We start from the raw sequence: 26,226 nt of genomic DNA, 5'->3' as shown, positions 1-26,226 counted from the left end.
GACTACGTCCGTGGAAAGACTCTGGATTGCTTCGCTTCGCTCGCAATGACGGTGGAAGCAAAATCCACGACAATAAAAAGAAAAAAGGCCGGGATTGCTCCCGGCCTTTCGTCGTTATGTTGATGTGCCTTACTGCAGCGAAGCGCGCTTCGGGGGCTGGGCCGGCCACGACTTGATCAGGGTGTCGTAGTCGACCGTCTCGCCCTTCGGCTTCTCGTTGGCGAGCTTGCGCTGGGGAGCAATCGTGCCGTCCTTCTGGGCCTTGGCGAACCAGTACTCGGCCGTCTCCTTCTTGTGCAGCTTCGGACCGCAGGCGCCCTGCACGCCGGACTTCTCCAGACGCTCCATCACGGAGTCCTGAGCAGCGGCGAGCGAGTCCATCGCGGCTTGCGGCGTCTTCGCACCGGACGACGCATCGCCGATGTTCTGCCACCACAGCTGCGCCAGCTTCGGATAGTCGGGCACGTTGTTGCCGGTCGGGGTCCACTGCACGCGCGCGGGCGAGCGGTAGAACTCGATCAGGCCGCCGAGCTTTGGCGCACGCTCCGTGAACGACTTGTCCCAGATGTCGGATTCACGGATGAACGTGAGACCGACATGGCTCTTCTTCAGCGAAACCGTCTTGGAGACGATGAACTGGAGGTAGAGCCAGGCCGCCTTGCGGCGATCCGCCGGGGTCGACTTCAGCAGCGTCACGGAGCCGGCGTCCTGGTAGCCGAGCTTCATGCCTTCCTTCCAGTACGAACCGTGCGGCGAGGGAGCCATACGCCACTTCGGCGTACCGTCCGCGTTCATCACGGCAATGCCCGGCTTCACCATGTCGGCGGTGAAAGCGGTGTACCAGAACATCTGCTGGGCGATGTTGCCCTGCGCCGGCACCGGACCCGACTCGGAGAAGGTCATGCCCTGCGCCTGCGGCGGAGCATACTTCTTCATCCACTCGAGGTACTTCGTGATCGAGTAGACCGCGGCCGGACCGTTGGTGTCGCCGCCACGCTCGACCGATGAGCCGACCGGACGGCAGCCTTCCATGCGGATGCCCCATTCGTCGACCGGCAGACCGTTCGGGATGCCCTTGTCGCCGTTACCGGCCATCGACAGCCAGGCGTCGGTGAAACGCCAGCCGAGCGACGGGTCCTTCTTGCCATAGTCCATGTGGCCGTAGACCTTGACGCCGTTGATCTCCTTGATGTCGTTGGTGAAGAACTCGGCGATGTCTTCATAGGCTGACCAGTTCACAGGCACGCCGAGCTCGTAGCCATACTTGGCCTTGAACTTGGCCTTGTAATCGGCGTTGGTGAACCAGTCGTAGCGGAACCAGTAGAGGTTCGCGAACTGCTGGTCGGGCAGCTGATAGAGCTTGCCGTCGGGCGCGGTGCCGAACGACTTGCCGATGAAGTCGTTGACGTCGAGCATGGGGTCGGTGACGTCCTTGCCCTCGCCGGTCATGTAGTCCGACAGCGCGATGGTCTGGCCGTAGCGGAAATGCGTGCCGATCAGGTCGGAATCGTTGATCCAGCCGTCGTACACGTTCTTGCCGGACTGCATCTGGGTCTGCAGCTTCTCGACGACGTCACCTTCCTGGATGATGTCGTGCTTGAGCTTGATGCCGGTGAGCTCGGAGAACGCCTTGGCCAGCGTCTGCGACTCGTATTCGTGGGTCGTGATGGTTTCGGAGACCACGTTGATCTCCATGCCCTTGAAGGGCTCGGCGGCCTTGGCGAACCACTCCAGCTCCTTCTTCTGGTCTTCCTTCGATAGCGTCGAGGGCTGGAATTCCGCGATCCACTTCTGGATGGCGGCGTCGTCGGCGGCGCGCACCGGCGCCGAGACGGCCAGCGACACCGCGACGATGGCGGCGACGCTGGACATCGTCAGAAAGCTATTCTTGGTCAATGGACGTTCCCTTCTCCTAAACTGCCGCATGTTAGTCCTCCGTTGCAGCGACAAACTTTTTACAGGCCCGGGTTGGTCCCGGATCTGGCCGTTCCTTCGCGGGCTAGACCGTGCGGAAAATGAGTACGGCCGTGGCCAGCGAAATTCCTGATGCGATCCAAAGGCGCGAAATTTCAAGTCCGTCCTCGCCGATCGGCAGCGTGGCGAGGGCGTCAGTGCCGGCGAAGGCGATCCACAGCAAGTGGATGACCGCTGCCGTGATGAGGGAGATGAACAGGCGGTCGCCGCGCGTGGTGGGGATGCGCAGCACGCCGACGCGCTCGGCTTCGGGATAGGCCACCCCAAGCCAAGTCATCACGGCGAGCGTGCAGGCGAGCGCGACAAAGAAGATTGCCGTCGGCGGCGTCCAGGCCATCCATGCAATAGCTTCCATGCTCTTACTCCTTGCGCATGATCTGGTCCGAAAACCGGTTTCCACTTTTCGGGATCATGCGCATCTCCTAGACCCGACCGAGCGCGAAACCGCTCGCGATGTAATTGCGGACGAACCAGATCACGAGTGCGCCCGGGATGATCGTCAGCACGCCGGCCGCAGCCAGCAGTCCCCAGTCCATGCCCGCGGCCGACACCGTGCGCGTCATGATCGCCGCGATCGGCTTGGCCGAGACCGAGGTCAGCGTGCGCGCGAGCAGCAGCTCGACCCAGGAGAACATGAAGCAGAAGAAGGCGGCGACGCCGATGCCGCTCGCAATCAACGGCACCAGGATCTTGATGAAGAAGCGCGGAAAGGAATAGCCGTCGAGGAAAGCGGTCTCGTCGATCTCGCGCGGCACGCCGGAGACGAAGCCTTCCAGGATCCACACCGCCAGCGGGACGTTGAAGATGCAGTGCGCGAGCGCGACCGCCCAGGGCGTATCGAACAGCCCGATCGCCGAATAGAGGTTGAAGAACGGCAGTGCATAAACCGCGGCCGGCGCCATGCGGTTCGACAGCAGCCAGAAGAACAGATGCTTGTCGCCGAGGAAGCGGTAGCGCGAGAACGCGTAGGCCGCCGGCAGCGCCACCGAGATCGAGATGATGGTGTTGAGGACGACATATTCCAGCGAGTTGATATAGCCGGAATACCAGCTCTCGTCGGTGAAGATGCGCTTGTAGTGCTGGAGCGTCGGGGCGTGCGGCCACAGCGTCATCGTCGAGACGATCTCGGCGTTGGTCTTGAAGCTCATGTTGACGAGCCAGTAGATCGGCAACAGCAGGAAGATCAAAAACAGCGCCATGATGAGACGACGGCCGGGGATCGAATGCATCACACGGCTCCTTCATGCGATTTCCGGTCGGCGCCGGCATTGGTCATGACGGTGTAGAAGATCCAGCAGACGATCAGGATGATGAGATTGTAGACCAGCGACAGCGCGGCGGCCTTGCCGAGGTCGAACTGGCCGAGCGCGATCTTGACCAGCTCGATCGACACGAAGGTCGTCGAGTTGCCGGGCCCGCCGCCCGTCACCACGAACGGCTCGGTGTAGATCATGAAACTGTCCATGAAGCGCAGCAGCACCGCGATCAGCAGCACGCGGTTCATCTTCGGCAGCTGGATCGCCTTGAATACCGCCCAGCGCGAGGCGCCGTCGATCTGCGCCGCCTGGTAATAGGCTTCGGGAATCGACTTCAGGCCGGCGTAGCAGAGCAGCGCGACCAGGCTGGTCCAGTGCCAGACGTCCATCACGATGACGGTGACCCAGGCGTCGATGTCGTTGGAGACGTAATTGTAGTCGATGCCGATGGCATTGAGGACATAACCGAGCAGGCCGATGTCGGGCCGGCCGAAGATCTGCCAGATCGTGCCGACCACGTTCCACGGGATCAGCAACGGCAGCGCGAGGATGACGAGGCAGGCTGCAACCGTCCAGCCCTGGCGCGGCATCGACAGCGCGACGACGATGCCGAGCGGTACCTCGATCGCGAGGATCACCAGGGAGAAGAACAGATTGCGGCCAAGCGAAGCGAGGAAGCGGCCGCCGAGGTCGGTTGAAGGATCGAGCAGCTCCTTGAACCAGCCGACACCGTTCCAGAAGAACTGGTTGTTGCCGAAGGTATCCTGCATCGAATAGTTCACCACCGTCATCAGCGGCAGCACTGCCGAGAAGGCGACGACCAGGAACACCGGCAGCACCAGGAACCAGGCTTTTTGGTTGACGGTCTTGTCCATCAGGCGGCTCCCTCCACCAGAAGGCTGTCGGCATAGACGTGGACGTGCGACGGATCGAATTTCAGGCCGGCCGTGCCGTCCGGGCTGGTGAAGCCGGCCGGTGCGCGGGCGGCGAGCTTTGCATCACCGAGCCGCGCACGCGCGAAGCGGATGCGGCCGAGGTCGTCGACGCGCTCGATCTTCGCACTGAGCAGGCCGGGCGCCGGCGCGACGGCCTCAACGAATTCCGGACGGACGCCGATCTCGATCTTCGCGCCATCGGGCAGCTTGTCGTAGCTGCGGTTGAGCGCGATCACATGACCGCCGATCCTGGCCTCACGGCCCCTCACCTCGGCCGGCAGGATGTTCATGCCGGGCGAGCCGATGAAATAGCCGACGAAGGTGTGCGCCGGCTTGTCGAACAGCTCGGCCGGCGTGCCGCTCTGCACCACGCGGCCGTCATGCATGACCACCACGGTGTCGGCGAAGGTCAGCGCCTCGGTCTGGTCGTGGGTGACGTAGATCATCGTCAGGTCGAGCTCGCGATGCAGCGCCTTCAGCTTGGAGCGGAGCTGCCATTTCAGCTCGGGGTCGATCACGGTGAGCGGCTCGTCGAACAGCACGGCGGCGACGTCGGAGCGAACGAGGCCGCGGCCGAGCGAGATCTTCTGCTTGGCATCGGCCGTGAGCCGCGTCGCCTTGCGGTTCAGATAGGGCTCGAGGTCGAGCAGGCGGCCGATCTCGGCGACGCGCTTGTCGATCTCGGCCTTCGGCACGCCGCGGTTCTTCAGAGGGAACGCCAAATTTTGCCCCACCGTCATGGTGTCGTAGATCACCGGAAACTGGAACACCTGGGCGATGTTGCGCTTCTGGGTTGACAGCGGTGTGATGTCCTCGCCGTCGAACAGGATTTTCCCCCGCGACGGGGTGATGATGCCGGAGATGACGTTGAGCAGCGTGGTCTTGCCGCAGCCGGACGGCCCGAGCAGCGCATAGGCGCCGCCCTGCCGCCAAGTCATGGTGACGGGCTTCAGCGCAAAACTGTCCTGCGGCGCATCATTGCCGCCGTAGGAGTGCGCGAGATCGACGAGGTCAATGCGGGCCATGTCGCATCCCCCTCAGGCTTTTTTCTTTGACGCGTTTTCTTCACGCGAACCGCTCGGCACTTCGCTTGAAAACGCCATGGGACCGGGCGCTGCGACCAGGCGGTCGCCAGCGTCGAACACGAAAACGTCGTTGGGATCGAGCACGGCATCAATGGTCTGGCCGGGCTCGAACTCGTGCACGCCGTGCAGCACCGCCACCCAATTCGATCCGTCGCGGGTCAGATGCACGAAACTCTCCGAACCGGTGATCTCGGTCACCGTTACCGTGGCATGGAAGGCGTGGCGGTCAGTCTCGCCATTGGCAAGCGCGAGCTGATGGGCGCGAAATCCGACGCGATAGGCGCCGTCCGCGAGCGAGGAATAGAGACCGGACGCCGGCGCGGCAATGCCGCCCGCATATTGCACGGAACCGTTCTTCTTCTCGATGCCGACGAGGTTGAGCGGCGGATCGGAGAACACCTGAGCGACGCGCAAGGTCTGCGGGCGGCGGTAGACCTTCGGCGTCTCGCCGATCTGGAGCGCCTCTCCCTGCCACATGCATACCGTGTTGCCGCCAAGCAGCAGCGCCTCGGCCGGCTCGGTGGTGGCATAGACGAAGATCGCGCCGGATGCCTCGAAGATGCGCGGCAGCTCGGTGCGCAGCTCCTCGCGCAGCTTGTAGTCGAGATTGGCGAGCGGCTCGTCGAGCAGCACGAGGTCGGCGCCCTTCACCAGCGCGCGCGCCATCGCGGTTCGCTGCTGCTGGCCGCCGGAAAGCTGGAGCGGCGTGCGCTTCAGGAACGGCTCGAGCCTGAGCAGCCGGGCGGCTTCCGCGACACGCGCCTCGATCTCGGCGCGCGGCTTGCCCTGCACGCGCAAAGGCGAGGCGATGTTCTCATAGACCGTGAGCGAAGGATAATTGATGAACTGCTGATAGACCATCGCGACCGAGCGCTGGCGCACGTCGACACCGGTGACGTCCTTGCCATTGACCAGCAGCTTGCCCGATGTCGGCTTGTCCAGGCCTGCGAGCAGCCGCATGATCGAGGTCTTGCCCGACAGCGTCGGCCCGAGCAGCACGTTGAGCGTGCCGCTCTCGAGCGTCAGCGAGACGTCGCGGATATGTGGGATACCGTCGACAGTCCGGGTCACGTGATCGAGTGTGACGGTCATGAGCGTCCTCCGGCTTCCAGCAGGGGACTTTGCTGTACGGCGTGGGTCCTGATCCAGTCGTCCAGCGCCGCGATCTCGTCGGCACTTAGCCGCAGGCCGAGCTTGGAACGGCGCCAGACGACGTCGTCGGCGGTAACGGCCCATTCGTTGGCCATGAGATAGCGGACTTCGCGCTCGGTCAGCGTCGCGCCGAAGGCCTGGCCGAGATCGGCCGCCGATTTCGCATCGCCAAGCAGTTTGATCGCCCTCGTGCCATAGGCGCGCGCAAGGCGCCGCGCATGCTCGTGGCTGAGGAAGGGATAGCCGCGCTGAAGCTCGGCGATCAGGCCGTCGACATCGGACACGCCCATGTCGCCGCCGGGCAGCGGCCATTTGCCGGTCCAGCCTTCGCGCGCTTTCGCACTGCGAAGATAGGGCGCGAGCCGTTCCAGCGCCTCCTCGGCGAGACGGCGGTAGGTCGTGATCTTGCCGCCATAGATCGACAGCAGCGGCACGCCGCCGGGCGTGTCGAGCTCGAACACATAATCGCGCGTCGCGGCCTTGGCTTCGCTGGCGCCGTCGTCGTAGAGCGGACGCACGCCGGAATAGGTCCAGACCACGTCGTCAGGCGTGACAGGCTTGGCCAGATACTCGCTTGCCGCCGTGCAGAGATACTGGATCTCCTCGGCCGTCGCCTTCACCTTGGCGGGATCGCCGTCATAGTCGCGGTCGGTGGTGCCGATCAGCGTAAAATCGTCCTGATAGGGAATGACGAAGATGATGCGGCCGTCGGCATTCTGGAACATGTAGGCGCGGTCGTGGTCGTAGAGCTTCTTGACCACGATGTGCGAGCCTTGCACCAGGCGCACCTTGGCTTTGGCGTTGACGCCGGCGCCGCGGCCGAGCACATCCTCGACCCAGGGACCGCCGGCATTGACCAGCGCACGGGCCTGGATCGACGAACGGGCGCCGGTCAGCGTGTCGATCATGCTGACGGTCCAGATGCCGTCGGACTGTTTGATATCCGTTGCGCGCGTACGGGTGCGGATCTCGGCGCCCTTATCGGCGGCATCGCGCGCGTTGAGCACGACGAGGCGGGCGTCGTCGACGAAGCAGTCGGAATATTCGAACGCGCGGCCGTAGCGGTTCGGGATCAGCGGGCGGCCGACCTCGTCACGCCCAAGGTCGACCGAGCGCGTCGCCGGCAACAAATGACGGCCGCCGATGTGGTCATAGAGGAAGAGGCCGAGGCGCAGCAGCCAAGCCGGCCGCAGGCCCGCATGGTGCGGCAAAACGAAACGCAGGGGGCGAATGATATGGGGCGCGATGCCCCAGAGAATCTCGCGCTCGATCAGCGCCTCGCGGACCAGCCGGAACTCGTAATATTCGAGATAGCGCAGGCCGCCATGCACCAGCTTGGTCGACCAGGACGACGTCCCGCTCGCCAGATCGTTCATTTCGCACAGGAAAACCGTGTTGCCACGGCCCACCGCGTCGCGCGCGATGCCGCAGCCGTTAACACCGCCTCCGATAATGGCGAGGTCGAAAATACGCTCCAACAGACGCATCCCCCGGCGACCGCCCGTTCAATCGAGCGGTTACTTTCGCTTTTGATTAGATCACACCGGAAAACGAAAGCAAGATGAAAGAGAGGAGGAAGGAAATGAAAGCGGAACTTCTAAGCGGGCACAGGGGCGTGGAAATGTCAGTTCAAGAGAGCATTCGAACAGCATTATTGCTCTTGAATAGTCGTCGATGGCCATTATTAGTTACAATAGTCATATTGGTCATTATCTGCATGACAGGCCACAGCACTGCACCAGACTCACCAGCGACTGACTCGTGGACGCTTGCCAACGCCAAGGCTCGGCTCTCCGAGGTGATCGACCGTGCTCAAGCCGGCCCGCAAATCATCACCCGACACGGCAAGCCCAATGCGGTGATCGTTTCCGCCGAGGAATGGGCGCGCAAGACGGCGCGCAAGGGTACCCTAGCCGAATTCCTGCTGGCTTCGCCGCTGCGCAGCGCCGATCTCGAGCTTGAACGCGTGCACGACGCGCCGCACGACGAGACGCCGTGAATCTGCTGCTCGACACCAACGTGTTGTCGGAGGTCCAGAGGCCGGCCCCTTCGCCGAAAGTCCTGTCATGGCTTGATACGATCGACGAGGATCGTGCGTTCATCAGCGTGGCATCGATCGCCGAGCTTCGCCGCGGCATCGCATTGCTGGAGGACGGCCGTCGGCGCGCAGCACTGGCCGCCTGGCTTGCCCACGATATGCCGGAGCGTTTTGCCGGGCGCACCCTGCCGATCGACCACGCGGTGGCGGAACGCTGGGGCGACCTGATGGCTCAGAGCCGCAGAAGCGGCGTCGCATTGTCTGTCATGGACGGCTTCTTTGCCGCGACCGCTCTCGCGAACAACCTCATGCTCGTCACGCACAATGTGAAGGATTTCGCGGTGTTCGGCGTGCCGCTGCTGAACCCGTGGGACGACCCATAGTCCTACCTCAGCCGCACCACCGGCGCGGCCTCGGGCGCTTCTTGTATCTCGCCTTGGGCCTCATCGACATCGGCCCCCTTCGGCATCGCCGCCATCACCTCGATGCCCTTGCCGTGGCAGATGGTGGCGAGGCGCTCGGGCAATTCCTGGTCGGTGACGAAGGTCTGGATCTGGCTGATATGTGCGATGCGCACCGGCGCGCTGCGGCGGAGCTTGGTCGAGTCCGCGACCAGCATGACGCTGCGGGCGTTGGCGATGATGGCCTGCGCAACCTGCACCTCGCGATAGTCGAAGTCGAGCAGCGCGCCCTCCTCGTCGATCGCGGACGCCCCGATGATGGCGTAGTCGACCTTGAACTGGCCGATCAGCTGCGTTGCGGTCGAGCCGACCACCGCACCGTCGGCGCGTCGTACCGCGCCGCCGGCGACCACCACCTCGATGCGGGGATGGCGGTAGAGCAGCATGGCGACGTTCAGATTGTTGGTGATGACGAGGAGGTCCTCGTGCGAGGTCAGCGCGCTCGCGACCTCCTCGGTCGTGGTGCCGATGTTGATGAAGAGCGAGCAGCCGTTCGGGATCAGGGAGGCGGCCGCAGCTCCGATCGCCTTCTTCTCGTCCGCGGCGACGAAGCGCCGCGCCTCATAGGCGAGGTTTTCGACGCCGGAGGCGATGATGGCGCCGCCATGGATACGGGTCAGTGAGCGGCGCTCGCACAGATCGTTGAGATCCTTGCGGATGGTCTGCGCCGAAACCTCGAACCGGCGCGCCAGCTCATCGACCATGACGCGGCCCGAGGCCCGCGCGATGTTGAGGATTTCGGCTTGGCGATGGGTCAGTCCGGTCACGGCGATGGCCTCAAGTCAGGAAGCTGCATGGTGCGGCGGTTCGCGCGTTCGGTCAATGCGCGCGCCGATCACGGTTAACGGACGAGGTCTTCACCACGCCATCGCAGCGGCGAGACGCGTCAGCAGGTCCGGATCGTCGAAGGCGCTGGCGGAGGCGATAGCCCCGGCGGCGACGAGATCAGCATGGCTGAGGCTGGTCCGGATGCCGATGGTCGGAATGCCGGCCGCCGCAGCCGACTGCACGCCGGTGCGGGAGTCCTCGAACGCGATCGAGGCCATCGCGCTGGCGCCGGCAAAGCGCAACCCTTCCTGATAAGGCAGCGGATGCGGCTTGCCGTGCAACAGCTCGGCGCCGATCACGAGCGCCTTGAAGCGGTCCGTGATGCCGAGGCCGGACAGCAGCAGCTCCGCATTCAGCCGCGGGGCGTTGGTTACCGCAACCATGGGAATACCGGCCGCATCCGCCCTGTCGAGCAGCGCCATCAGGCCCGGCAGCGGCTCGATCTGCCCGGCGACGAGTTCGCGGAAGACTTCCTCCTTCTCATCGAGGATCAAGGCACGCCGTTCCGGCGCCTCGTCGGGCAGAAAGCGCTCGCCGATCGCTATATTCGCGAAGCCTTGCAGCTCCCTGGAGAAGCGCGCGTGATCGAAGACATGGCCGCGAGGGCCGAGCACCTGGTTGAAGGCCTTCAGGTGCAGCGGATCGGTGTTGGCGAGCGTACCGTCGATGTCGAACAGCAACGCCCTGCCGATAGCCTCGATCATGTCCGTACTTTCCCGAATAGATGACGCATCAATACGAAAGCCGTATCAATACAGCGCCAATCGCGCAATGACGCACGTGCATGACCACTACGCGACACTCGACAAAGTCGCGCGCGGCTGCAACACTCCGTGCAAGATCAAAAAGGAGGAAACAATGACGATCAACCGACGCGATCTGGCTCTCTCGACTCTTGCCGTCCCAGCTCTTGCCGTCTCCACGCTTGCAGTTTCAGCGCTCACGACACCGGTGCTGGCGGCCTCGGCGGACGAGGAAGCCGTAGCGAAGAAGGTCGAGGCGTTCCGTCTCGCCCAGATCGCGGCCGATCCCAAGGCGCTCGGCGCACTCTGCGCCGACGAGGTGAGCTACAGCCATTCCAGCGGCAAGGTCGAGGACAAGGCGACCTTCGTCGCCAACGCCACCGACGGCAAATCCAAATTCCTGTCGATCGAATACAAGGACCCGACCATCAAGGTCGTCGGCCCCGCTGCGATCGTGCGTTTCCACTGGATGGCGGAACAGGAGATGGCGGCCGATGGGAAAAAAGTGCCGACCAACCTTCACATCCTGATGAACTGGCAGAAGCAGGGCGACGACTGGAAGCTGCTCTCGCGGGCGGCGACGAAGTTGTGATTGCGGCTTATCCCTCTCCCCTTGTGGGAGAGGGTGGCTCGCCGCAGAGCGGCGAGACGGGTGAGGGGTATGCTTCCGCGAGCGCATCTCTCACAATTGAATTCGGCGAAACAACCCCTCATCCGGCGCCAGAGCCGAAGCCTCGCTTCGGCGTCTTCTTAAGAACGACCGCTGGAGGCGGCCTACGCCACCTTCTCCAACAAGGGAAGGAACGTGCAGGAGCACCAGGGACTGCAAAAAATTCCGACCACGCTTTGCGCGTCAGAAATCGCTCCGCCTGGCGCAATGCAGCGTATTGCGACCTGATGCTCGACAAAATCAAGTGCGGCTGCAACAGTGGACGCAAGATCAAGGACGAAGGATATGACGACATTGAATCGCGATCATGCTGCCACGACAGACCACGAGGCGGTGGCAAAGAACGTCGAGGCATTTCGCCTCGCCCAGATCGCGGCCGATCCGAAGGCGCTCAGCGCGCTGTGCTCGGACGATCTGAGCTACAGCCATTCCAGCGGCTTCCTTGAGGACAAGGCGGCCTTCGTCGCCAACGCCACCGACGGCAAAACGGAATTCCTGTCGATTACCTACAAGGATCCGACCATCAAGATCGTCGGCCCCGCCGCGATCGTTCGCTTCCACTGGCTGGCCGAGATGATGACCGGCGGACAGAAAGTAACAAACAGCCTTTACATCCTGATGAACTGGCAGAAGCAGGGCGACGACTGGAAGCTGTTGTCGCGGGCAGCAACCAAGTTGTGATTGCGGCTTATCCCTCTCCCCTTGTAGGAGAGGGTGGCTCGCCGCAGAGCGGCGAGACGGGTGAGGGGTATGCTTCCGCGAGCGCACCTCTCACAATTGAATTCGGCGAAACAACCCCTCATCCGGCGCTTCGCGCCACCTCCTCCCACAAGGGGAGAAGGAAGGACAGTTGTCGGCAAAAGATTCCGACCACGCTTAGCGCGCCCCGAAATGACAGGCGGAAAATTATGCCGCTTCCTTCACATCACCGTTAACCAGCTTGCGCGCGGCGCGCTCGGCTTCGCGGGCGTTGCGGAAGAGCTGGCCTTCGAGACGATTGAAGCGGTTGGATGAGGCGAAAAAGCAGTAGCCTCCCTGGGAACGAACGACGATACCTGCGGTCTGCGAATCGACTTCGATGATGTAGCTGTCCGGCATGGTCCGTGGATTCCTCAGTGCGGGCAAATAACGGCAGTTCCGCCCAAAGGTTCCTGGGCATTTTGACGCCGTTTCCACCCCGGATCGACACGCGATTGAGTAAGCCGGGACCTCATCCGTTTTATGACTGGTTCTTGGCAAAGCCGCGGCGCCGTGACTCAGTCGCGCCGCGTTTGGCGTTGCCGCACGCATCAGTCAGATGAGGCGCAACGCCGCGTGCGATTACGTCGCGATGGTGGTGTCGGCCGGGCGAACCGGCTGCGGGCGGCCGTGCTCGTCGATCGACACGTAGGTGAAGTTGCCGTCGGTGACGAGGAACGGTTGCTGCTCGCCGCGGCGTAGCGCCCACGCTTCCAGATGCACGGTGATGGAGGTGCGCCCGACGCGAACGAGGTGGGCGTGGACCGAAACGAGGTCGCCGACATAGACGGCCTTGCGAAAATTCATCGCCTCGATGGCGACGGTCACCGTGCGCGACTTTGCGACCTTTGACGCAAACACGCCGCCGCCGACGTCCATCTGGCTGAGCAGCCAGCCGCCGAAGATGTCGCCGTTTGCGTTGGTGTCGGCAGGCATTGCCAGCGTGCGGATGCAGAGATCGCCGCCCGGCCCGGCATTGGCTTGCTCGTTCATGCCGCTCTCGCTTGAAGATCGCTCACTTGAAGATTGCTCACTTGAAACTGCTCACTTGAAATTATCCCAGCCCGGATCCGGCGCAAAGCGCTCGCCGAATCTCCCGGCCAGCGCGCGCAAGGTGGATACGACATGATCCACGCCACGCGTGCGCGCATAGTGCAATGGACCGCCACGGAACGGTGCATAACCGGTGCCGAAGATCATGGCGCCGTCGACCATGTCGACATCATCGACGATACCTTCGCGAAGCGCGGCGACGCAGACATTGGACATCGGCAGCACCAGGCGGTCGATCATCTGGTCGGTGACGCGCGGACCAGTCTCGGGCAATGGCGCCTTCTCGGCCTTGCCGTCGCGCCAGACGTAAAAGCCCTTGCCGGTCTTGCGGCCGAGCTCGCCCTTGGCGACCTTCTCGCGCAGCCACGCCGGCGTCGGCGGCAGCAGATCGCCGAACTTGCTGCGCAGCATGTCGCCGACGTCGAGACAAATGTCGAGCCCGACCTGGTCGGCCAGTTCGATCGGCCCCATCGGCATGCCGAACTGCTCCGCGGCGGCGTCGATCAGGCGCTGGTCGATCTTCTCGTCCAGCATCACCATCGCTTCCAGCATGTAGGGCGTCAGCGCGCGGTTGACGAGGAAGCCCGGCGAGCTCTTCACCGACAACGGCAGCCGATCGATCACGCCGACGAAAGCAAGTGCCTCCTTCAGCACCTGCGTATCGTTACCGTCATGGCTGACGAATTCCACCAGCTGCAACCGCGACACCGGATTGAAGAAGTGGAGGCCGACCAGCCGCTCCGGCCGCGCCAGCGTGGTGCGCAAATCCTGGAGCGGAATGCTCGACGTGTTGGTCGCGAGAATCGCGCCCGGCTTCATCCGCGGCTCGAGCCCGGCATAGACCTTCTGCTTCAGCTCGAGCTTCTCCGGGACCGCCTCGATGATAAGATCCGCGTTGCGGACGCTCTCCCCATCCATGTCGGGGATCAGGCGATCGAGCGCGTCGCGCACCTGGGTCGGCTTGCGAATGATCTTGCCGTAGAGCTCGGCGGCGCGCTTGACCGCGCCCGCGATCGGCTCCGCCTTCATATCGGCGAGCGAGACGCGCAGCCCCTGCCCCGCGCACCAGGCAGCGATGTCGCCACCCATGGCGCCAGCGCCGATGACGTGGACATGCTTGATCGTGTTGCCGGAGCCTGCCGCCTTCTTCATCTGCTCGCGCAGGAAGAACACGCGGATCAAATTCTGCGCGGTCGGCGTCACCATCAACTTGGCGAACGAGGCCTGCTCTGCCCTGAGCATCGCGGCCTTGCTGCCGCCATGGGTCTCCCAGAGATCGATCAAGGCATAGGGTGCTGGATAATGCTCGCGGGACGCGGCCTTCGCCGCCTCCGATCGCATCCGCCTGGCCAACAGCCCGCGCACCGGGCCGAAATTCGCCGCACGCGTCAGAAAGCCCGGCCGTGCCCGCTTGAGCCGGCCGAACAGTGCGTCCTTCACCGCATTGCGAACGTGGCGCTCCTGCGTCACGGTGTCGACGAGGCCGAGCGATTTGGCGCGGCGGGCATCGATGGTGCGGCCGGTCAGCATCAGGGCCATCGACTGGGTCGGATTGACCAGCGCGGTGAAACGCGCGGTGCCGCCGAGCCCGGGATGCAGGCCCAGCATCACCTCCGGGAAGCCGAAGCGCGCGCCGTCGATGGCGATGCGCGATTGGCAGGCGAGCGCAACTTCGAGCCCGCCGCCGAGGCAGAAGCCGTGGATCACCGCGACTGTCGGCAGCTTCAGCGCTTCCAGATGGTCGACCACCGCGTGGGCGGCGCGGATCCGCGTCTCCACCATCCCGGCATCATCGGCACCGCGAAATTCGTTGACGTCGGCGCCCGCGATGAAGCCGGACGGTTTTGCGGAGCGGATCACGAGGCCGGCCGGACGCTCGGTCTCAATCGCCGCCAACACGGCGTCGAACTCCTCCATCACGTCCGGGGACAGCGTATTGGCGCTGGAGTCAGTGCGATCGAACAGCAGCCAGGCGACGCCGTCGGCGTCGCGCGTCAGCTTGAACTGCTTGTAGGGACTATCGGCAGCGGGCTTGGGCCCGAGCTCCATCACGCGGTCGCCGAGCGCGGTCATGATCTTGGAATCCATGTCACACCGCCTCGATCAGCATGGCGCCGCCGAGCCCGCCGCCGATGCATTCGGTGGCAACGCCGCGCCGCGTGCCGAGCCGCTTCATGGTGTTGACGAGATGCAGCACGATGCGGTTTCCGGAGGTGCCGACGGGATGCCCGAGCGAGATAGCGCCGCCATCGACATTGAGTTTTTCGCGGTCGATCTCGCCGGCAGCGCCATCGAGTCCCAAAATCTCGCGGCAGAACTTGTCGTCATTCCAGGCGGCGAGGCAGCCGAGCACTTGGGTGGCAAACGCCTCGTTGAGCTCCCAGGTCTGGACGTCCTGAATGGTGAGATCGTTGCGCTTGAGCAGCGGCGTCGCCGACATCACGGGACCGAGACCCATGATGCTTGGATCAAGTGCGGCCCAGTTGCTGTCGACGATGACCGCCTTCGGCGTCAGCCTGTGCTTGGCGACTGCTTCGTCGGACGCCAGGATCACCCAGGACGCGCCGTCGGTGATCTGCGAGGAATTGCCGGCAGTGACCTGGCCCCAGGGACGCTCGAACACCGGCCTCAGCTTGGCGAGCTTCTCGGCCGTCGAGTCCGGACGCACGCCATCATCATGGTCGAAGAATTTTCCGTCGCGGGAGAACGCGGTTTCGACTTCGCCCTTGAGAAAACCTTCCGCCTGCGCATGCGCGAGCCGGCGATGGCTCTCGGCGGCATAGGCATCGGACTGCGCGCGGGTGATGCCGAAGAGATGGCCGACGACTTCGGCCGTCTGGCCCATGTTCAAATCGGTAATGGGATCGGTCAGCCCGCGTTCCAGGCCGATGATCGGCTTGAGATAGCGCGGCCGCAGCTTGAAGGCTGCGGCAAGCTTCGCGGCAACGCCCTTGGCGGTGGCGAGGCCGGCGAACCAGCGCACGCCGGAATTGGGCCAGACCAGCGGCGCGTGGCTCAAAGCCTCGGTGCCGCCGGCGAGGATCATGTCGGCATGGCCCTCGCGGATGTAGCGGTAAGCGGTGTCGATCGACTGCATGCCGGATCCGCAATTGATCTGCACGGTGAAGGCGACCATGTCCTCGCCCATGCCGAGCCGGAGCGCGGCGACGCGCGCCGGGTTCATTTCGTCCGCGATCACGTTGACGCAGCCGAGGATGACCTGGTCGAATGTATCGGGCGAAAACGGCTGGCGCGCCAGCAGCGGCCGGCCGCATTGCACGGCGAGATCGACCGGCGTGAACGGACCGGGCCCCGAACGCGCTTTGAGAAACGGCGTCCGGCTGCCGTCGACGATGAAAACCGGTCGTGCCATCAGCTCGCCGCCCTCTGTTCACCGAGTTCCTGGAAGAACTGATGCACGTCGCCGGTTTTCTTGTAAATCGGCGACAGCGCCTCCGGCGCAAAATCGTCGACCTCTATCACCTTTGCGACCGCTTCGCGGGCCGCAGCCAGCTGCTCGCCCTCGGCTTGCGTGATCACGCCCTTGGCCACCGCATCCTTCCAGTCGCTCATATGAGCCGCGCGCATGCGCCTGGCGATGGCGTCCGTGCCTGCGACCAGGTTGAAAGCGCGCTCCAGCCGGGCGAAGCCGCCATCGTCATCGACATAAGCGAGGTCGGGCGTGAGGCGGTCGCGCGCGGCCGACGGCTCCAGCACGAGGCTTGCGCATTGATGCACCACTCGGTCAGAGGGACCCAGCACGCGGGCGCCGAACGGCTGGACCACGAATTTGAGAATGCTTGCGACGAAACGGTTCGGCAGATTGGCGAGAATCTCGGCAAGCCGGTTCTCGATGGTCCGAAAGCCCGTCGCCATGCACCATTCGAGCGCTGCAAAATCATCCTTCTGCCGCCCCTCGTCCTGCCAGCGTTTCAGCGCGGCAGACAGCAGATACAGCTCGGACAGGATGTCGCCGAAACGCGCCGACAGCATCTCCTTGCGCTTGAGCGCGCCGCCGAGCGTCAGCAGCGCCATATCGGCGCAGAGGGCGAACGCCGCGGAGTAGCGCGAGAGCTGACGATAGAATGGCCTGGCGTCACCCGCGTCGGGTGCAAGCGCGAAGACGCCAAAGCTCCAGCTCCGGCCGAACGCGCGCAACAGTGTCTCGAAGCTGTGGCCGACATGCTTCCAGAACGCCTTGTCGAAGGCGGCGAGCCCACGCTCGCGATCGGTATCCGCGAGCGCATTCATCTCGTCGAGCAGATAAGGATGGGCGCGGATGGCGCCCTGTCCGAACACGATGAGATTGCGGGTGAGGATATTGGCGCCCTCGACGGTGATGCCGACAGGGACGGCGCGGTGGAGATTGCCGAGATAGTTTTGCGGGCCGTCGATCACGGCCTTGCCGCCATGGATGTCCATGGCGTCGTCGACCGCGGTGCGCATCCGCTCGGTCGCGTGCAGCTTCATGATGCCCGAGATGACGGCGGGATGGATCCCGGCATTCAGTGCCGCGCAGGTCAGCCGTCGCGCCGCATCGAGCTGATAAGCGGTCGCGACGATGCGCGCGAGCGGCTCCTCGACACCCTCGAATTTGGAGATGGAGATACCGAACTGCTCGCGGATGCGGGCATAGGCGCCGGTGGTGCGGGCGGCATAGGCGGCGCCGGCGGCGGAGAGCGACGGCAACGAGATTCCGCGGCCGGCGGCGAGCGCCGTCATCAGCATCTTCCAGCCCTGCCCCAGCCGCGCCTGGCCGCCGATGACGTAGTCGAGCGGAATGAAAACGTCGCGGCCCCAATTCGGGCCGTTCTGGAACACCTGCATCGACGGCAAATGGCGTTTGCCGATTTCGACGCCGGGAAGGTTGGTCGGGATCAGCGCCACGCTGATGCCGAGCTCCTCCTGGCTCCCCACGAGATGATCCGGGTCATAGGCCTTGAAGGCGAGGCCAAGCAGCGTGGCGACGGGACCGAGCGTGATGTAACGCTTGTGCCAGTTGAGCTTCAGACCCAGCACCTCCTGACCCTCGAAGCCGCCTTTGCAGATGACGCCGGTGTCGACCATCGAGGCGGCGTCGGAGCCGGCCTCAGGGCTGGTGAGGCCGAAGCAGGGAATGTCGCGGCCGTCGGCAAGACGCGGCAGCCAGCGCTGCTGCTGCTCCTTGGTGCCGAAGTGCATCAGGAGCTCGCCGGGGCCCAACGAGTTCGGCACCATCACCGTCACCGCGGCGGCGATCGAGCGGGTCGAGATCTTGCGCACCACTTCCGAATGCGCATAGGGCGAGAAGCCGAGGCCGCCGAACTCCTTCGGAATGATCATGCCGAAGAATTTTTCGCGCTTGATGAAGTGCCAGACCTCGGGCGGCAGGTCGCGCCATTCCCAAAAGATCTTCCACTCGTCGAGCATGGCGCAGAGCTCGTCGACGGGGCCGTTGAGGAAGGCCCGCTCCTCGTCGGTCAGCGTTGCCTGCGGGACCTTGAGCAGCTTCGACCAATCAGGGTTGCCGGTGAAGAGATCGGCGTCCCACCAGACGTCGCCGGCCTCCAGCGCCTCGCGCTCGGTGTCCGACATCGCCGGCAGCACGCCACGCGCCCAGGAGAAAATCGGCTTTGTCAAAGTGTCGCGGCGGAAGCTCATGGCGGACCTCATGCATCGGCGCGGTGATCGGGCATTTTAGCGGAAAGTGGCCGGCGGCGGTGAACACTTCGCCTGCGAAAAGACGCGAATTGACGCGGCCGGGCAGCCGCCCAGAGCCATAACGGCCGAGGCGTGGTGGCAGTTCCGGGAGGCGAGCGCTGTGAAAAGCGGTCACCCGGATGGAGCGAAGCGCAATCCGGGCTATGAGAGCGACCAGATCAGTCCGGCCGGACCATCTCGAACATGTTTTCCGGCTTGATCTCGAAATAATCCCCGCTGCGGCCGGCCCGGACGATCGGGCGGGCGGCGGCGGTCTGGTAGACGCCATCCTTGATCATGGCCTTGTCGATGTGGACAGCGACGACCTCGCCGAGCGTCAGCCAGGCATTGGCTTCCTTGCCGTCGGCGCCCTTGAGCCGGACGATGTCGGACACCTTGCATTCGAAGGCGACCGGACTTTCGCCGACGCGCGGCACGTTGACGAGCCTGCCGGGCACGGCGGTGAGGCCGGCGACCTCGAACTCGTCGACCTCAGGGCCGACGTGGGCCGCGGTCGCGTTCATGTGCCTGGCCAGGTCCATGGTGGCGAGATTCCAGACAAACTCGCCGGTCTGCTGGATGTTCTCCACCGTGTCCTTCCAATTGGTGGAGGAGAAACCGATGATCGGGGGGACATAGCAGAACGCATTGAAGAAGCTGTAGGGCGCGAGGTTGACATGGCCTTTGGTGTCGCGCGACGAGATCCAGCCGATCGGCCGCGGCGCGACGATGGCGTTGAAGGGATCGTGCTTGAGGCCGTGGCCCTTGGCGGGCTCGTAGAAGTGCAGGTCTTTGTCGGTCACGCGCTTTTTCCTTCTCGTCATTGCGAGCGCAGCGAAGCAATCCAGAATCCCTCCGCAGAGACAGTCTGGATTGCTTCGCTACGCTCGCAATGACGGAGTTTGTTGATCCGTCCTTGCCAGCCACCAGCCGTCATTCCGGCGCAGTCGGCCTGCTTATAGGAGGAAATTCGCCGCCCTGTCAGTGCCGCGGGGACAATCCCGCGATGACGAAATCGATCATCTGGTCGATGGTTGGGCCCGGCTTGGTGGCACACTGGGCGATCATCTGGGGGTGGAAAAAGCGCATCATCGCGGTGCAGGCGCAGAGCGCGGCCAGTTGCAGGTCCGGCGCCTCGAACTCGCCGGAGGCCACGCCTTGCGCGATCATCTGGCCGATGACCCCGGCAATGCACTCCATGTGGTTGACGCAGACGTCCCAGTCCTCCTGCATCGCGATCTCGACCATCTCGTGCAGCTTATTGTCGCCGACATAGCGCTCGGTGTTCATGCGATTGATGGTGGTGAGCAGTTCGCGGAAGCGCGGCAGTACCGGACCGGACCTGGCCACGATCCGCTGCGCTTCCAGCTCGACCTCGCCCATCAGCGAGCGGGCCACCGCCTGATGAATCGCCTTCTTCGATTCGAAGAAGCGATAGACGTTGGCGGGGCTCATCTTGAGCTCCTTGGCGATGTCCCCGACCGTGGTCTTGAGATAACCGATCTGGCGGAACAGCCGCTCGGCCACCTCAAGAATACGATCCCGGGTGTCCCCTTCGATATGTTCCGAAACCAGTGTCATCTGTCAGGACTCGTCAATCAGCAGTTCATCTTCACTTATTCAGCCGCCTCAGCAAGCGGAATTGCGTTCTGGTCATCGCTCCCATGCTGCGGCGCGGCAGGCTGCTCGGGCGTACCCGCCTCATCTAGGCTCTTGCGGAACCAGAGGGCGTAGAGGCCCGGCAGGTACAGCAGCGTCAGGAAGGTCGCGACGAACAATCCGCCCATGATGGTGATCGCCATCGGCCCCCAGAACGCCGAGCGCGACAGCGGGATCATGGCGAGGATGGCGGCGAGCGCCGTCAGCACCACCGGACGGGCGCGCCGGACGGTGGCCTCCACGATCGCCTCGCGGCGGGTCAGGCCGTGCGAGACGTCGGTCTCGATCTGGTCCACCAGGATGACCGCGTTGCGCATGATCATGCCGGCGAGCGCGATCAGGCCGAGCAGGGCCACGAAGCCGAACGGGGCATTGGCGATGTTGAGCCCGAAGGAGGCGCCGACAATGCCGAGCGGCGCGGTCAGGAACACCAGGATCAGGCGCGAGAAGCTCTGCAGCTGGAACATCAGCAGCGTCAGCATCACCATGACCATCAGCGGGAAGAGAATGAAGATCGAGGCGTTGCCCTTGGCGGATTCCTCGAACGCGCCGCCCGCCTCGATGCGGTAGGCCGGCTCGAGATTGTCCTTGATCGCCTTCAGCTTCGGCGCGATCTGGCCGGTGACGTCGGGCGCCTGCACGCCGTCGACGACGTCGGAGCGCACGGTGATCGCCATGTCGCGGTTACGCCGCCACATGATCGGCTCCTCGTGGGCATACTCGATCTTGGCGATCTGCTGCAGCGGCACGGCCACGCCGTTGCGCGAGGTAATGGTGAGATCGCCGACTGCGCCGAGGTCGAGCCGTTCGGACGAGACGGCGCGCGCGACCACGCCGACCTTCTCGATGCCGTCGCGCACGGTGGTCACCTGCGAGCCCGAGATCAGCATCGACAGCGCCTGCGACACGTCCTGCGGGGTCAGGCCCATGGCGCGGGCGCGATCCTGGTCGACGACGAGCTTGAGATAAGGCGACTGCTCGTTCCAGTCGAGCTGGACGTCCTTGACGCTCTTGTTCTGCCGCATGACGTCGCGGACCTGGTAGGCGATCTCGCGCACCTTGTTGGCGTCGGGGCCGATGACGCGAAACTGCACGGGAAAACCAACGGGCGGACCGAAATTGAAACGGTCGACGCGCACGCGGGCCTCGTTGAGCGCGCCGTCGGCAACGGCGTTTTCAAGCTTGGCCTTGATGCGCTCGCGCGCCTCGACGCCCTTTGCGACGATGACGATCTCGGCAAAAGCCTCGTTCGGAAGCTGCGGATTGAGGCCGAGCCAGAAGCGCGGCGAGCCCTGCCCGACATAGGCCGTGTAGGTCTCGATGTCCTTGTCGTCCTTGAGCATGGTCTCGGCCTTCTTCACCGCCTTTTCCGTGACGTTGAAGGCGGTGCCCTCGGGCAGGCGCAGCTGGAGGAACAGCTCGGGGCGCTCGGACAGCGGGAAGAACTGCTGCTGGACGTGGCCGAATCCGACGATCGAGGCGATGAAGACGCCGACGGTCGCGGCCACCACGGTGATGCGGTGATTGACGCACCACTGCACGATGGCGCGCAGGCCCCGATACATGCGGGTCTCGTAGACCGCGTGCGGATCGTGATTGTGGTGCACCTTGATGTTGGGCAGAAGCATGACGCCGATATAGGGCGTGAAGATCACCGCCACGAACCAGGACGCGACCAGCGCGATCGCCACGATCCAGAAGATGCTGCCGGCATATTCGCCGACCGCGGAATTGGCAAAGCCGATGGGGAGGAAGCCAGCGGCCGTGACCAGCGTTCCCGTGAGCATCGGAAACGCAGTGGATTCCCAGGCAAAGGACGCCGCACGCATGCGGTCCCAGCCCTGCTCCATCTTCACCACCATCATCTCGACAGCGATGATGGCGTCATCGACCAGCAGGCCGAGCGCGATGATCAGCGCACCGAGCGTGATGCGGTGCAGATCGAGCGACATCGTGTTCATGACGACGAAGACGATGCCGAGCACCAGGGGCACCGACAGCGCTACCACGATGCCGGTGCGCCAGCCGAGCGCCAGGAACGACACGAACAGCACGATGACGAGGGCTTCCATGAAGGAGTGCACGAATTCGCTGACGGCGTGCTCGACCACCTTGGGCTGGTCGGCGATCAGCTTGATGTCGACGCCCTGCGGCACCGCCTTCATGAATTCAGCCGTCGCCTTCTCGACTTCCTTGCCGAGATCGAGGATGTTGGCGCCCTTGGCGGTGACGACGCCGATGCCGATCGCGGCCTTGCCTTCCTGGCGCACAATGAAGCTCGGCGGATCGACGTAACCATGGGTGACGGTGGCGATGTCGCCGAGGCGGAACACGCGGCCGTTGCTCTCGACCGGAGTTTCGGCGACGGCCTTGGCGCCGTCGAGCGCACCGGTGACGCGCAGCGGCACGCGCTGCGACGAGGTCTCGACCGTGCCGGCCGGCGTCACGTTATTCTGCTTGGCGAGCGAATCGAACAGCGCCTGCGGCGTGATGCCGAGCGTGGCGAGCTTGGCATGGCTGAACTCGACGAAGATGCGCTCATCCTGGTTGCCGTAGACGTCGACCTTGGTCACGCCCGGCACCTTCAGGAGTCGCTGACGGAAACCTTCCGAGACCTTCTTCAGCTGGGCGTAGTCGGCGCCGTCGCCGGTCATCATGTAAAGGATGGAATCGACGTCGGAGAACTCGTCGTTGACGACGGGTCCCAAAATCCCCGCAGGCAGCTGGCCCTGCACGTCGACCAGCTTCTTGCGCAGCAGATAGAAGAGATACGGCACGTCCTTCGGCGGCGTGGAATCGCGGAAGGTGACCTGGAGCGCGGTGAAGCCGGGCTTGGAATAAGTCTGCACCTTCTCGAAGTAAGGCAGCTCCTGGATCTTCTTCTCGATGGGATCGGCGACCTGGGCCTGCATTTCCTGCGCGGTCGCGCCCGGCCAGAGCACGGAGACGTTGACCACCTTCACCGTGAAGAACGGATCCTCGGCGCGGCCGAGCTTCTGATAGGAGAAGAACCCGGCGACGCCGAGAATGAGCATCAGGAACAGGATCAGCGTCGGATGGCTGACGGCCCAGGCCGAAAGATTGAAGCGCTTCATCGCACTCTCCAAAGATGATCCGGTTGCAAAAAAACGACAGCCATTCTGTTCAACGCGTCGTCGCGAGGCAGCGAAGCAATCCAGGGGGCTGGGCAGGTTCTGGATCGCTTCGCCGCTTCAGCCCCAGCATTTGCGCTTGGGCCGAAACTCACCTCACACGACGTAACTCGTAAACGAGACTTAAAAGGACAGTGACGACACGATCCGCACCCTCTGGCCCGGATCGAGCTTCTGCACACCGAGGGCGACGATCTTGGCGCCCTCTTCGACACCGCCGGTGATGACGACGTCGTTGCTCTCATAGGACTTCACCGTCACCGGCTTCAGCGTGACCCCGCCGTTGTCGTCGACGACGTAGAAGGACGGCTTGCCGCCTTCGTTGAACAGTGCCGACAGCGGCAGCCGCGCAACGCGCTCGGTGGCTGCGTCCGACAGCGTCAGCGTCGCGGTCATGCCGAGCGAAACCTTGTCGTCGGCCTCGGGCAGCGAGAACTTGGCGAGATAGGTGCGCGTCGCAGGATCCGCGGTGGGCGCGATCTCGCGCAGCCTGGCCGTATATTTCTTGCCCGGCTCCGACCAAAGAGTGACGCTGGCGGCGCCCGATTTGGCACGTCCGACCAACGTCTCAGGGATCGCGACGACCGCTTCCTTTTCGGCAAAGCGGGCGACACGGATCGAGGTCTGGCCTGCGGCAACCACCTGGCCAGGCTCGATCAGCGTTGCGGTGACGACGCCACGGGCGTCGGCGTTGAGCGTCGCGTAGGAAAGGGAATTGTTGGTCAGCTCGACCGAGCGCTCGGCCCGGTTCAGGCGGGCGCGGGCCTCGTCGGCTGCGGCGCGGCTCGAATCCAGCTGTGCGTCGGTGGTCCAGCCCTTGGCCTTCAAATCCTTGGCGCGCTGCTCGGCCGCGGCGGCCTGGGCCAGCACGCCGGTCGCAGCGGTCTGTTCGGCGACGGCTTGCTCGGCCTGGAGCTTCAGATCGACCTCATCGAGGACCGCAAGCGGCTGGCCGATTTCGACGGTCTGGCCGACTTCGACCAGACGTTTGGCGACCTTGCCGGCGACACGAAAGCCCAGATCGCTCTCGATCCGCGGCCTGATCGTGCCGACGAAGCTGCGCTCGGGCTTTTCGGCATCGTAGTGCGCGGTGGCGACGAGAACCGGCCGCGGCGGTTCTGCCTTTTCAGCGACGGTGTCATTGCACCCAGCGAGGGCGGCAGCCATCAGCGCGAGCGAAACACCAGCCAAGAGCCTCGAATAGCTGGACAAAACGGATCGGACGAACATCGGAGGACACTCCCTCGGCTGCAATGAGAGGAATGTCGACTAATCACTGATGAAAGTCAATATTCGTCAGTTATCAGGAAAGCGTGATCGTTAAGAGGTGGTAACCTCCGCGGTTGCCCTTGGCGGAAGTCTGGGCTGTTAGAAGAAAGCGCCGCGCCGCGGGCCCTCCGGAGGGACCGCGCGGAAATGGGCCCTGGCTTTCGCCGGGGCGATATTTCGAGGCTACCGCGCCTGTTCGACGAACTCGTGCTTGCTGTCGTGGCCGCCGATGAAGACCAGGATGCCGGCGATCAGCGGCAGCACCGCGAGCACGAGCAGCCCGCTCGAGGTCTGGCCGGTGGCTTCCTTGACCCAGCCGATCAGATACGGACCACCGAAGCCGGCGAGATTGCCGATCGAGTTGATCAGGGCGATGGCGCCGGCCGCCGCCGTGCCGGAGAGCCAGGCGGTCGGCAGGGTCCAGAACACGCCGAAGCAGCAGAACACGCCGATCGCGGCGACCGTCAGCACGATTATCGTCAGGGTGGGGTCGGTGAGATAGCTGGAGACGCCGAGCGCGATGGCGGTGAGCAGCAACGGCGCGCCGACATGCATCACGCGCTCGCGCGTGGCATCGGAATGCCGTGCCCACAGGATCATCGCGATGGTGCCGAACAAATAGGGGATCGCGGTGACGAAGCCGGTCTGGGCGTTGGTGAGGCCGAACGCCTTGACGATCTGCGGCAGCCAGAACTGCATGCCATACAGCGCGCCGACGAAGCCGAAATAGACCAGGCTCAGCATGATCACCTTCGGTGAGGTCAGCGCCTCGCCGAGCGACAAATGCTTCACCGCCTGCTTGGCCGCGATCTCGGCATCGAGCTTGGTCTTGAGCCAGGCCTTCTGCTCGGCCGAGAGCCAATCCGCCTTCTCCGGCCTGTCGGTGAGATAGAACCAGGTGACGATGCCGAGCAGCATCGAAGGGATGCCCTCGATGATGAACAGCCACTGCCAACCCTTCAGGCCCATCGCGCCGTCGAGCCCGAGCAGCAGGCCGGAGACCGGGGCGCCGATCACGGTGGAGACCGGCACGGCGATGGCGAAGGCCGCGAGGAAGCGGGCGCGATATTCGGCCGGATACCAATAGGTGAGATAGAGGATGATGCCGGGGAAGAAGCCGGCTTCGGCCACGCCGAGCAGGAAGCGCAGCACGTAGAAACTCGTGACGCCGCTCGTGAGCGCCATCAGCGCCGAGATGATGCCCCAGGTCACCATGATCCGGGCGATCCAGCGGCTGGCGCCGAACTTCTCCAGCGCCAGATTGCTCGGCACCTCGAAGATGAAATAGCCGATGAAGAAAATGCCGGCGCCCCAGGAGAAGATCAGCGGCGTGAATTTCAGCTCGGCATTCATAGTCAGCGCGGCGAAACCGAGATTGACGCGGTCGAGATAGGAGAAGAAGTAGGCCAGCACCAGGAACGGGATCAGGCGCCAGGAGATGGCGCGGATCGTCGAGGTCTCGATTTCCGACTTGGCTGCGCCGGTCGAACCGGCATAGGTCGTGGTCTGGCTCATGGCTTCCCCCGGGGTTGTT

General features: G+C 64.0%; 23 protein-coding genes. 4 read left to right on the top strand and 19 right to left on the bottom strand.

Features of this window, described 5'->3' with window-relative positions:
- Window positions 1–129 precede the first annotated feature (129 nt).
- The 7 genes from N551_RS0120960 to glpD form a co-directional block, all read right to left on the bottom strand.
- A complete protein-coding gene (locus N551_RS0120960) occupies window positions 130–1,872 on the bottom strand; it encodes an ABC transporter substrate-binding protein (RefSeq protein WP_035962951.1) in 1,743 nt (580 codons plus the stop codon).
- A 127-nt stretch (window positions 1,873–1,999) separates the two neighbouring features.
- The gene (locus N551_RS0120955) at window positions 2,000–2,329 is read right to left on the bottom strand and encodes a DUF2160 domain-containing protein (RefSeq protein ID WP_027568539.1); all 330 of its coding nucleotides are present in this window, start codon (window positions 2,327–2,329) and stop codon (window positions 2,000–2,002) included.
- 67 nt (window positions 2,330–2,396) lie between these two features.
- Window positions 2,397–3,203, bottom strand: coding sequence for a carbohydrate ABC transporter permease (locus N551_RS0120950; protein ID WP_018454979.1), 807 nt, complete (start codon window positions 3,201–3,203; stop codon window positions 2,397–2,399).
- Entirely contained in the window at window positions 3,203–4,105 is a 903-nt protein-coding gene (locus tag N551_RS0120945; protein WP_007595151.1) for a carbohydrate ABC transporter permease, read from the bottom strand. Before N551_RS0120945 ends, N551_RS0120950 begins: the two co-directional genes overlap by 1 nt.
- The gene (locus tag N551_RS0120940; RefSeq protein WP_027568538.1) at window positions 4,105–5,190 is read right to left on the bottom strand and encodes an ABC transporter ATP-binding protein; all 1,086 of its coding nucleotides are present in this window, start codon (window positions 5,188–5,190) and stop codon (window positions 4,105–4,107) included. The genes N551_RS0120945 and N551_RS0120940 overlap by 1 nt, the downstream gene beginning before the upstream one ends.
- A gap of 12 nt (window positions 5,191–5,202) precedes the next feature.
- Entirely contained in the window at window positions 5,203–6,342 is a 1,140-nt protein-coding gene (locus tag N551_RS0120935) for an ABC transporter ATP-binding protein (RefSeq protein ID WP_027568537.1), read from the bottom strand.
- On the bottom strand, window positions 6,339–7,889 hold the full coding sequence (glpD, locus tag N551_RS0120930) for a glycerol-3-phosphate dehydrogenase (protein WP_027568536.1): 1,551 nt from the start codon (window positions 7,887–7,889) through the stop codon (window positions 6,339–6,341). Before glpD ends, N551_RS0120935 begins: the two co-directional genes overlap by 4 nt.
- 230 nt (window positions 7,890–8,119) lie before the next feature.
- Between glpD and N551_RS0120925 the strand changes: the two genes are divergently transcribed.
- Window positions 8,120–8,401, top strand: a complete 282-nt coding sequence (locus N551_RS0120925) for a type II toxin-antitoxin system Phd/YefM family antitoxin (protein WP_027568535.1) — start codon at window positions 8,120–8,122, stop codon at window positions 8,399–8,401.
- Window positions 8,398–8,823: a type II toxin-antitoxin system VapC family toxin gene (locus tag N551_RS0120920; RefSeq protein WP_027568534.1), complete on the top strand. Its 426-nt coding sequence runs from the start codon at window positions 8,398–8,400 to the stop codon at window positions 8,821–8,823. Before N551_RS0120925 ends, N551_RS0120920 begins: the two co-directional genes overlap by 4 nt.
- A 2-nt stretch (window positions 8,824–8,825) precedes the next feature.
- Here N551_RS0120920 and N551_RS0120915 read toward each other — a convergent pair whose 3' ends face one another.
- Together N551_RS0120915 and N551_RS0120910 are read right to left on the bottom strand one after the other, a co-directional pair.
- Window positions 8,826–9,668 carry a DeoR/GlpR family DNA-binding transcription regulator gene (locus N551_RS0120915; protein WP_027568533.1) on the bottom strand — a complete coding sequence of 281 codons (843 nt, stop codon included), beginning with the start codon at window positions 9,666–9,668 and terminating at the stop codon, window positions 8,826–8,828.
- Between the two features lie 90 nt (window positions 9,669–9,758).
- On the bottom strand, window positions 9,759–10,433 hold the full coding sequence (locus N551_RS0120910) for an HAD family phosphatase (RefSeq protein ID WP_027568532.1): 675 nt from the start codon (window positions 10,431–10,433) through the stop codon (window positions 9,759–9,761).
- A gap of 154 nt (window positions 10,434–10,587) precedes the next feature.
- On the opposite strand from N551_RS0120910, the gene N551_RS0120905 reads away from it, so the two are divergent.
- Both N551_RS0120905 and N551_RS0120900 read left to right on the top strand, forming a co-directional pair.
- On the top strand, window positions 10,588–11,064 hold the full coding sequence (locus N551_RS0120905) for a nuclear transport factor 2 family protein (RefSeq protein WP_027568531.1): 477 nt from the start codon (window positions 10,588–10,590) through the stop codon (window positions 11,062–11,064).
- A gap of 363 nt (window positions 11,065–11,427) precedes the next feature.
- Window positions 11,428–11,823, top strand: coding sequence for a nuclear transport factor 2 family protein (locus N551_RS0120900; protein ID WP_027568530.1), 396 nt, complete (start codon window positions 11,428–11,430; stop codon window positions 11,821–11,823).
- A 225-nt stretch (window positions 11,824–12,048) separates the two neighbouring features.
- Here the strand turns inward: N551_RS0120900 and N551_RS0120895 are convergent, their stop codons facing one another.
- The 10 genes from N551_RS0120895 to N551_RS0120850 form a co-directional block, all read right to left on the bottom strand.
- Entirely contained in the window at window positions 12,049–12,240 is a 192-nt protein-coding gene (locus tag N551_RS0120895) for a hypothetical protein (RefSeq protein ID WP_007595173.1), read from the bottom strand.
- A gap of 222 nt (window positions 12,241–12,462) precedes the next feature.
- Complete coding sequence (locus N551_RS0120890) at window positions 12,463–12,873, bottom strand: acyl-CoA thioesterase (RefSeq protein WP_027568529.1); 411 nt, start codon at window positions 12,871–12,873, stop codon at window positions 12,463–12,465.
- A gap of 51 nt (window positions 12,874–12,924) precedes the next feature.
- Window positions 12,925–15,021 (bottom strand): 3-hydroxyacyl-CoA dehydrogenase NAD-binding domain-containing protein, encoded by a 2,097-nt coding sequence (locus N551_RS0120885; protein ID WP_027568528.1) that lies wholly within the window; start codon window positions 15,019–15,021, stop codon window positions 12,925–12,927.
- 1 nt (window position 15,022) lies between these two features.
- Window positions 15,023–16,306, bottom strand: a complete 1,284-nt coding sequence (locus N551_RS0120880) for an acetyl-CoA C-acetyltransferase (RefSeq protein ID WP_027568527.1) — start codon at window positions 16,304–16,306, stop codon at window positions 15,023–15,025.
- Window positions 16,306–18,573: an acyl-CoA dehydrogenase gene (locus N551_RS0120875; protein WP_027568526.1), complete on the bottom strand. Its 2,268-nt coding sequence runs from the start codon at window positions 18,571–18,573 to the stop codon at window positions 16,306–16,308. The genes N551_RS0120880 and N551_RS0120875 overlap by 1 nt, the downstream gene beginning before the upstream one ends.
- Before the next feature lie 218 nt (window positions 18,574–18,791).
- Window positions 18,792–19,415, bottom strand: coding sequence for a flavin reductase family protein (locus N551_RS0120870; RefSeq protein WP_027516354.1), 624 nt, complete (start codon window positions 19,413–19,415; stop codon window positions 18,792–18,794).
- 178 nt (window positions 19,416–19,593) lie between these two features.
- Window positions 19,594–20,193, bottom strand: a complete 600-nt coding sequence (locus tag N551_RS0120865; protein WP_027568525.1) for a TetR/AcrR family transcriptional regulator — start codon at window positions 20,191–20,193, stop codon at window positions 19,594–19,596.
- A 35-nt stretch (window positions 20,194–20,228) separates the two neighbouring features.
- Window positions 20,229–23,366: an efflux RND transporter permease subunit gene (locus tag N551_RS0120860; RefSeq protein WP_027568524.1), complete on the bottom strand. Its 3,138-nt coding sequence runs from the start codon at window positions 23,364–23,366 to the stop codon at window positions 20,229–20,231.
- A gap of 180 nt (window positions 23,367–23,546) precedes the next feature.
- Window positions 23,547–24,653 carry an efflux RND transporter periplasmic adaptor subunit gene (locus N551_RS0120855; protein WP_027568523.1) on the bottom strand — a complete coding sequence of 369 codons (1,107 nt, stop codon included), beginning with the start codon at window positions 24,651–24,653 and terminating at the stop codon, window positions 23,547–23,549.
- A 222-nt stretch (window positions 24,654–24,875) separates the two neighbouring features.
- Window positions 24,876–26,207: an MFS transporter gene (locus tag N551_RS0120850; RefSeq protein WP_027568522.1), complete on the bottom strand. Its 1,332-nt coding sequence runs from the start codon at window positions 26,205–26,207 to the stop codon at window positions 24,876–24,878.
- Between the last annotated feature and the right edge of the window lie 19 nt (window positions 26,208–26,226).

The organism is Bradyrhizobium sp. URHA0013 (assembly GCF_000518345.1).
In the GTDB taxonomy this organism is placed as follows: Bacteria; Pseudomonadota; Alphaproteobacteria; order Rhizobiales; family Xanthobacteraceae; genus Bradyrhizobium.
The sequence above is the reverse complement of the archived record's forward strand: the minus strand, read 5'-3'. Positions and strand labels throughout refer to the sequence as shown.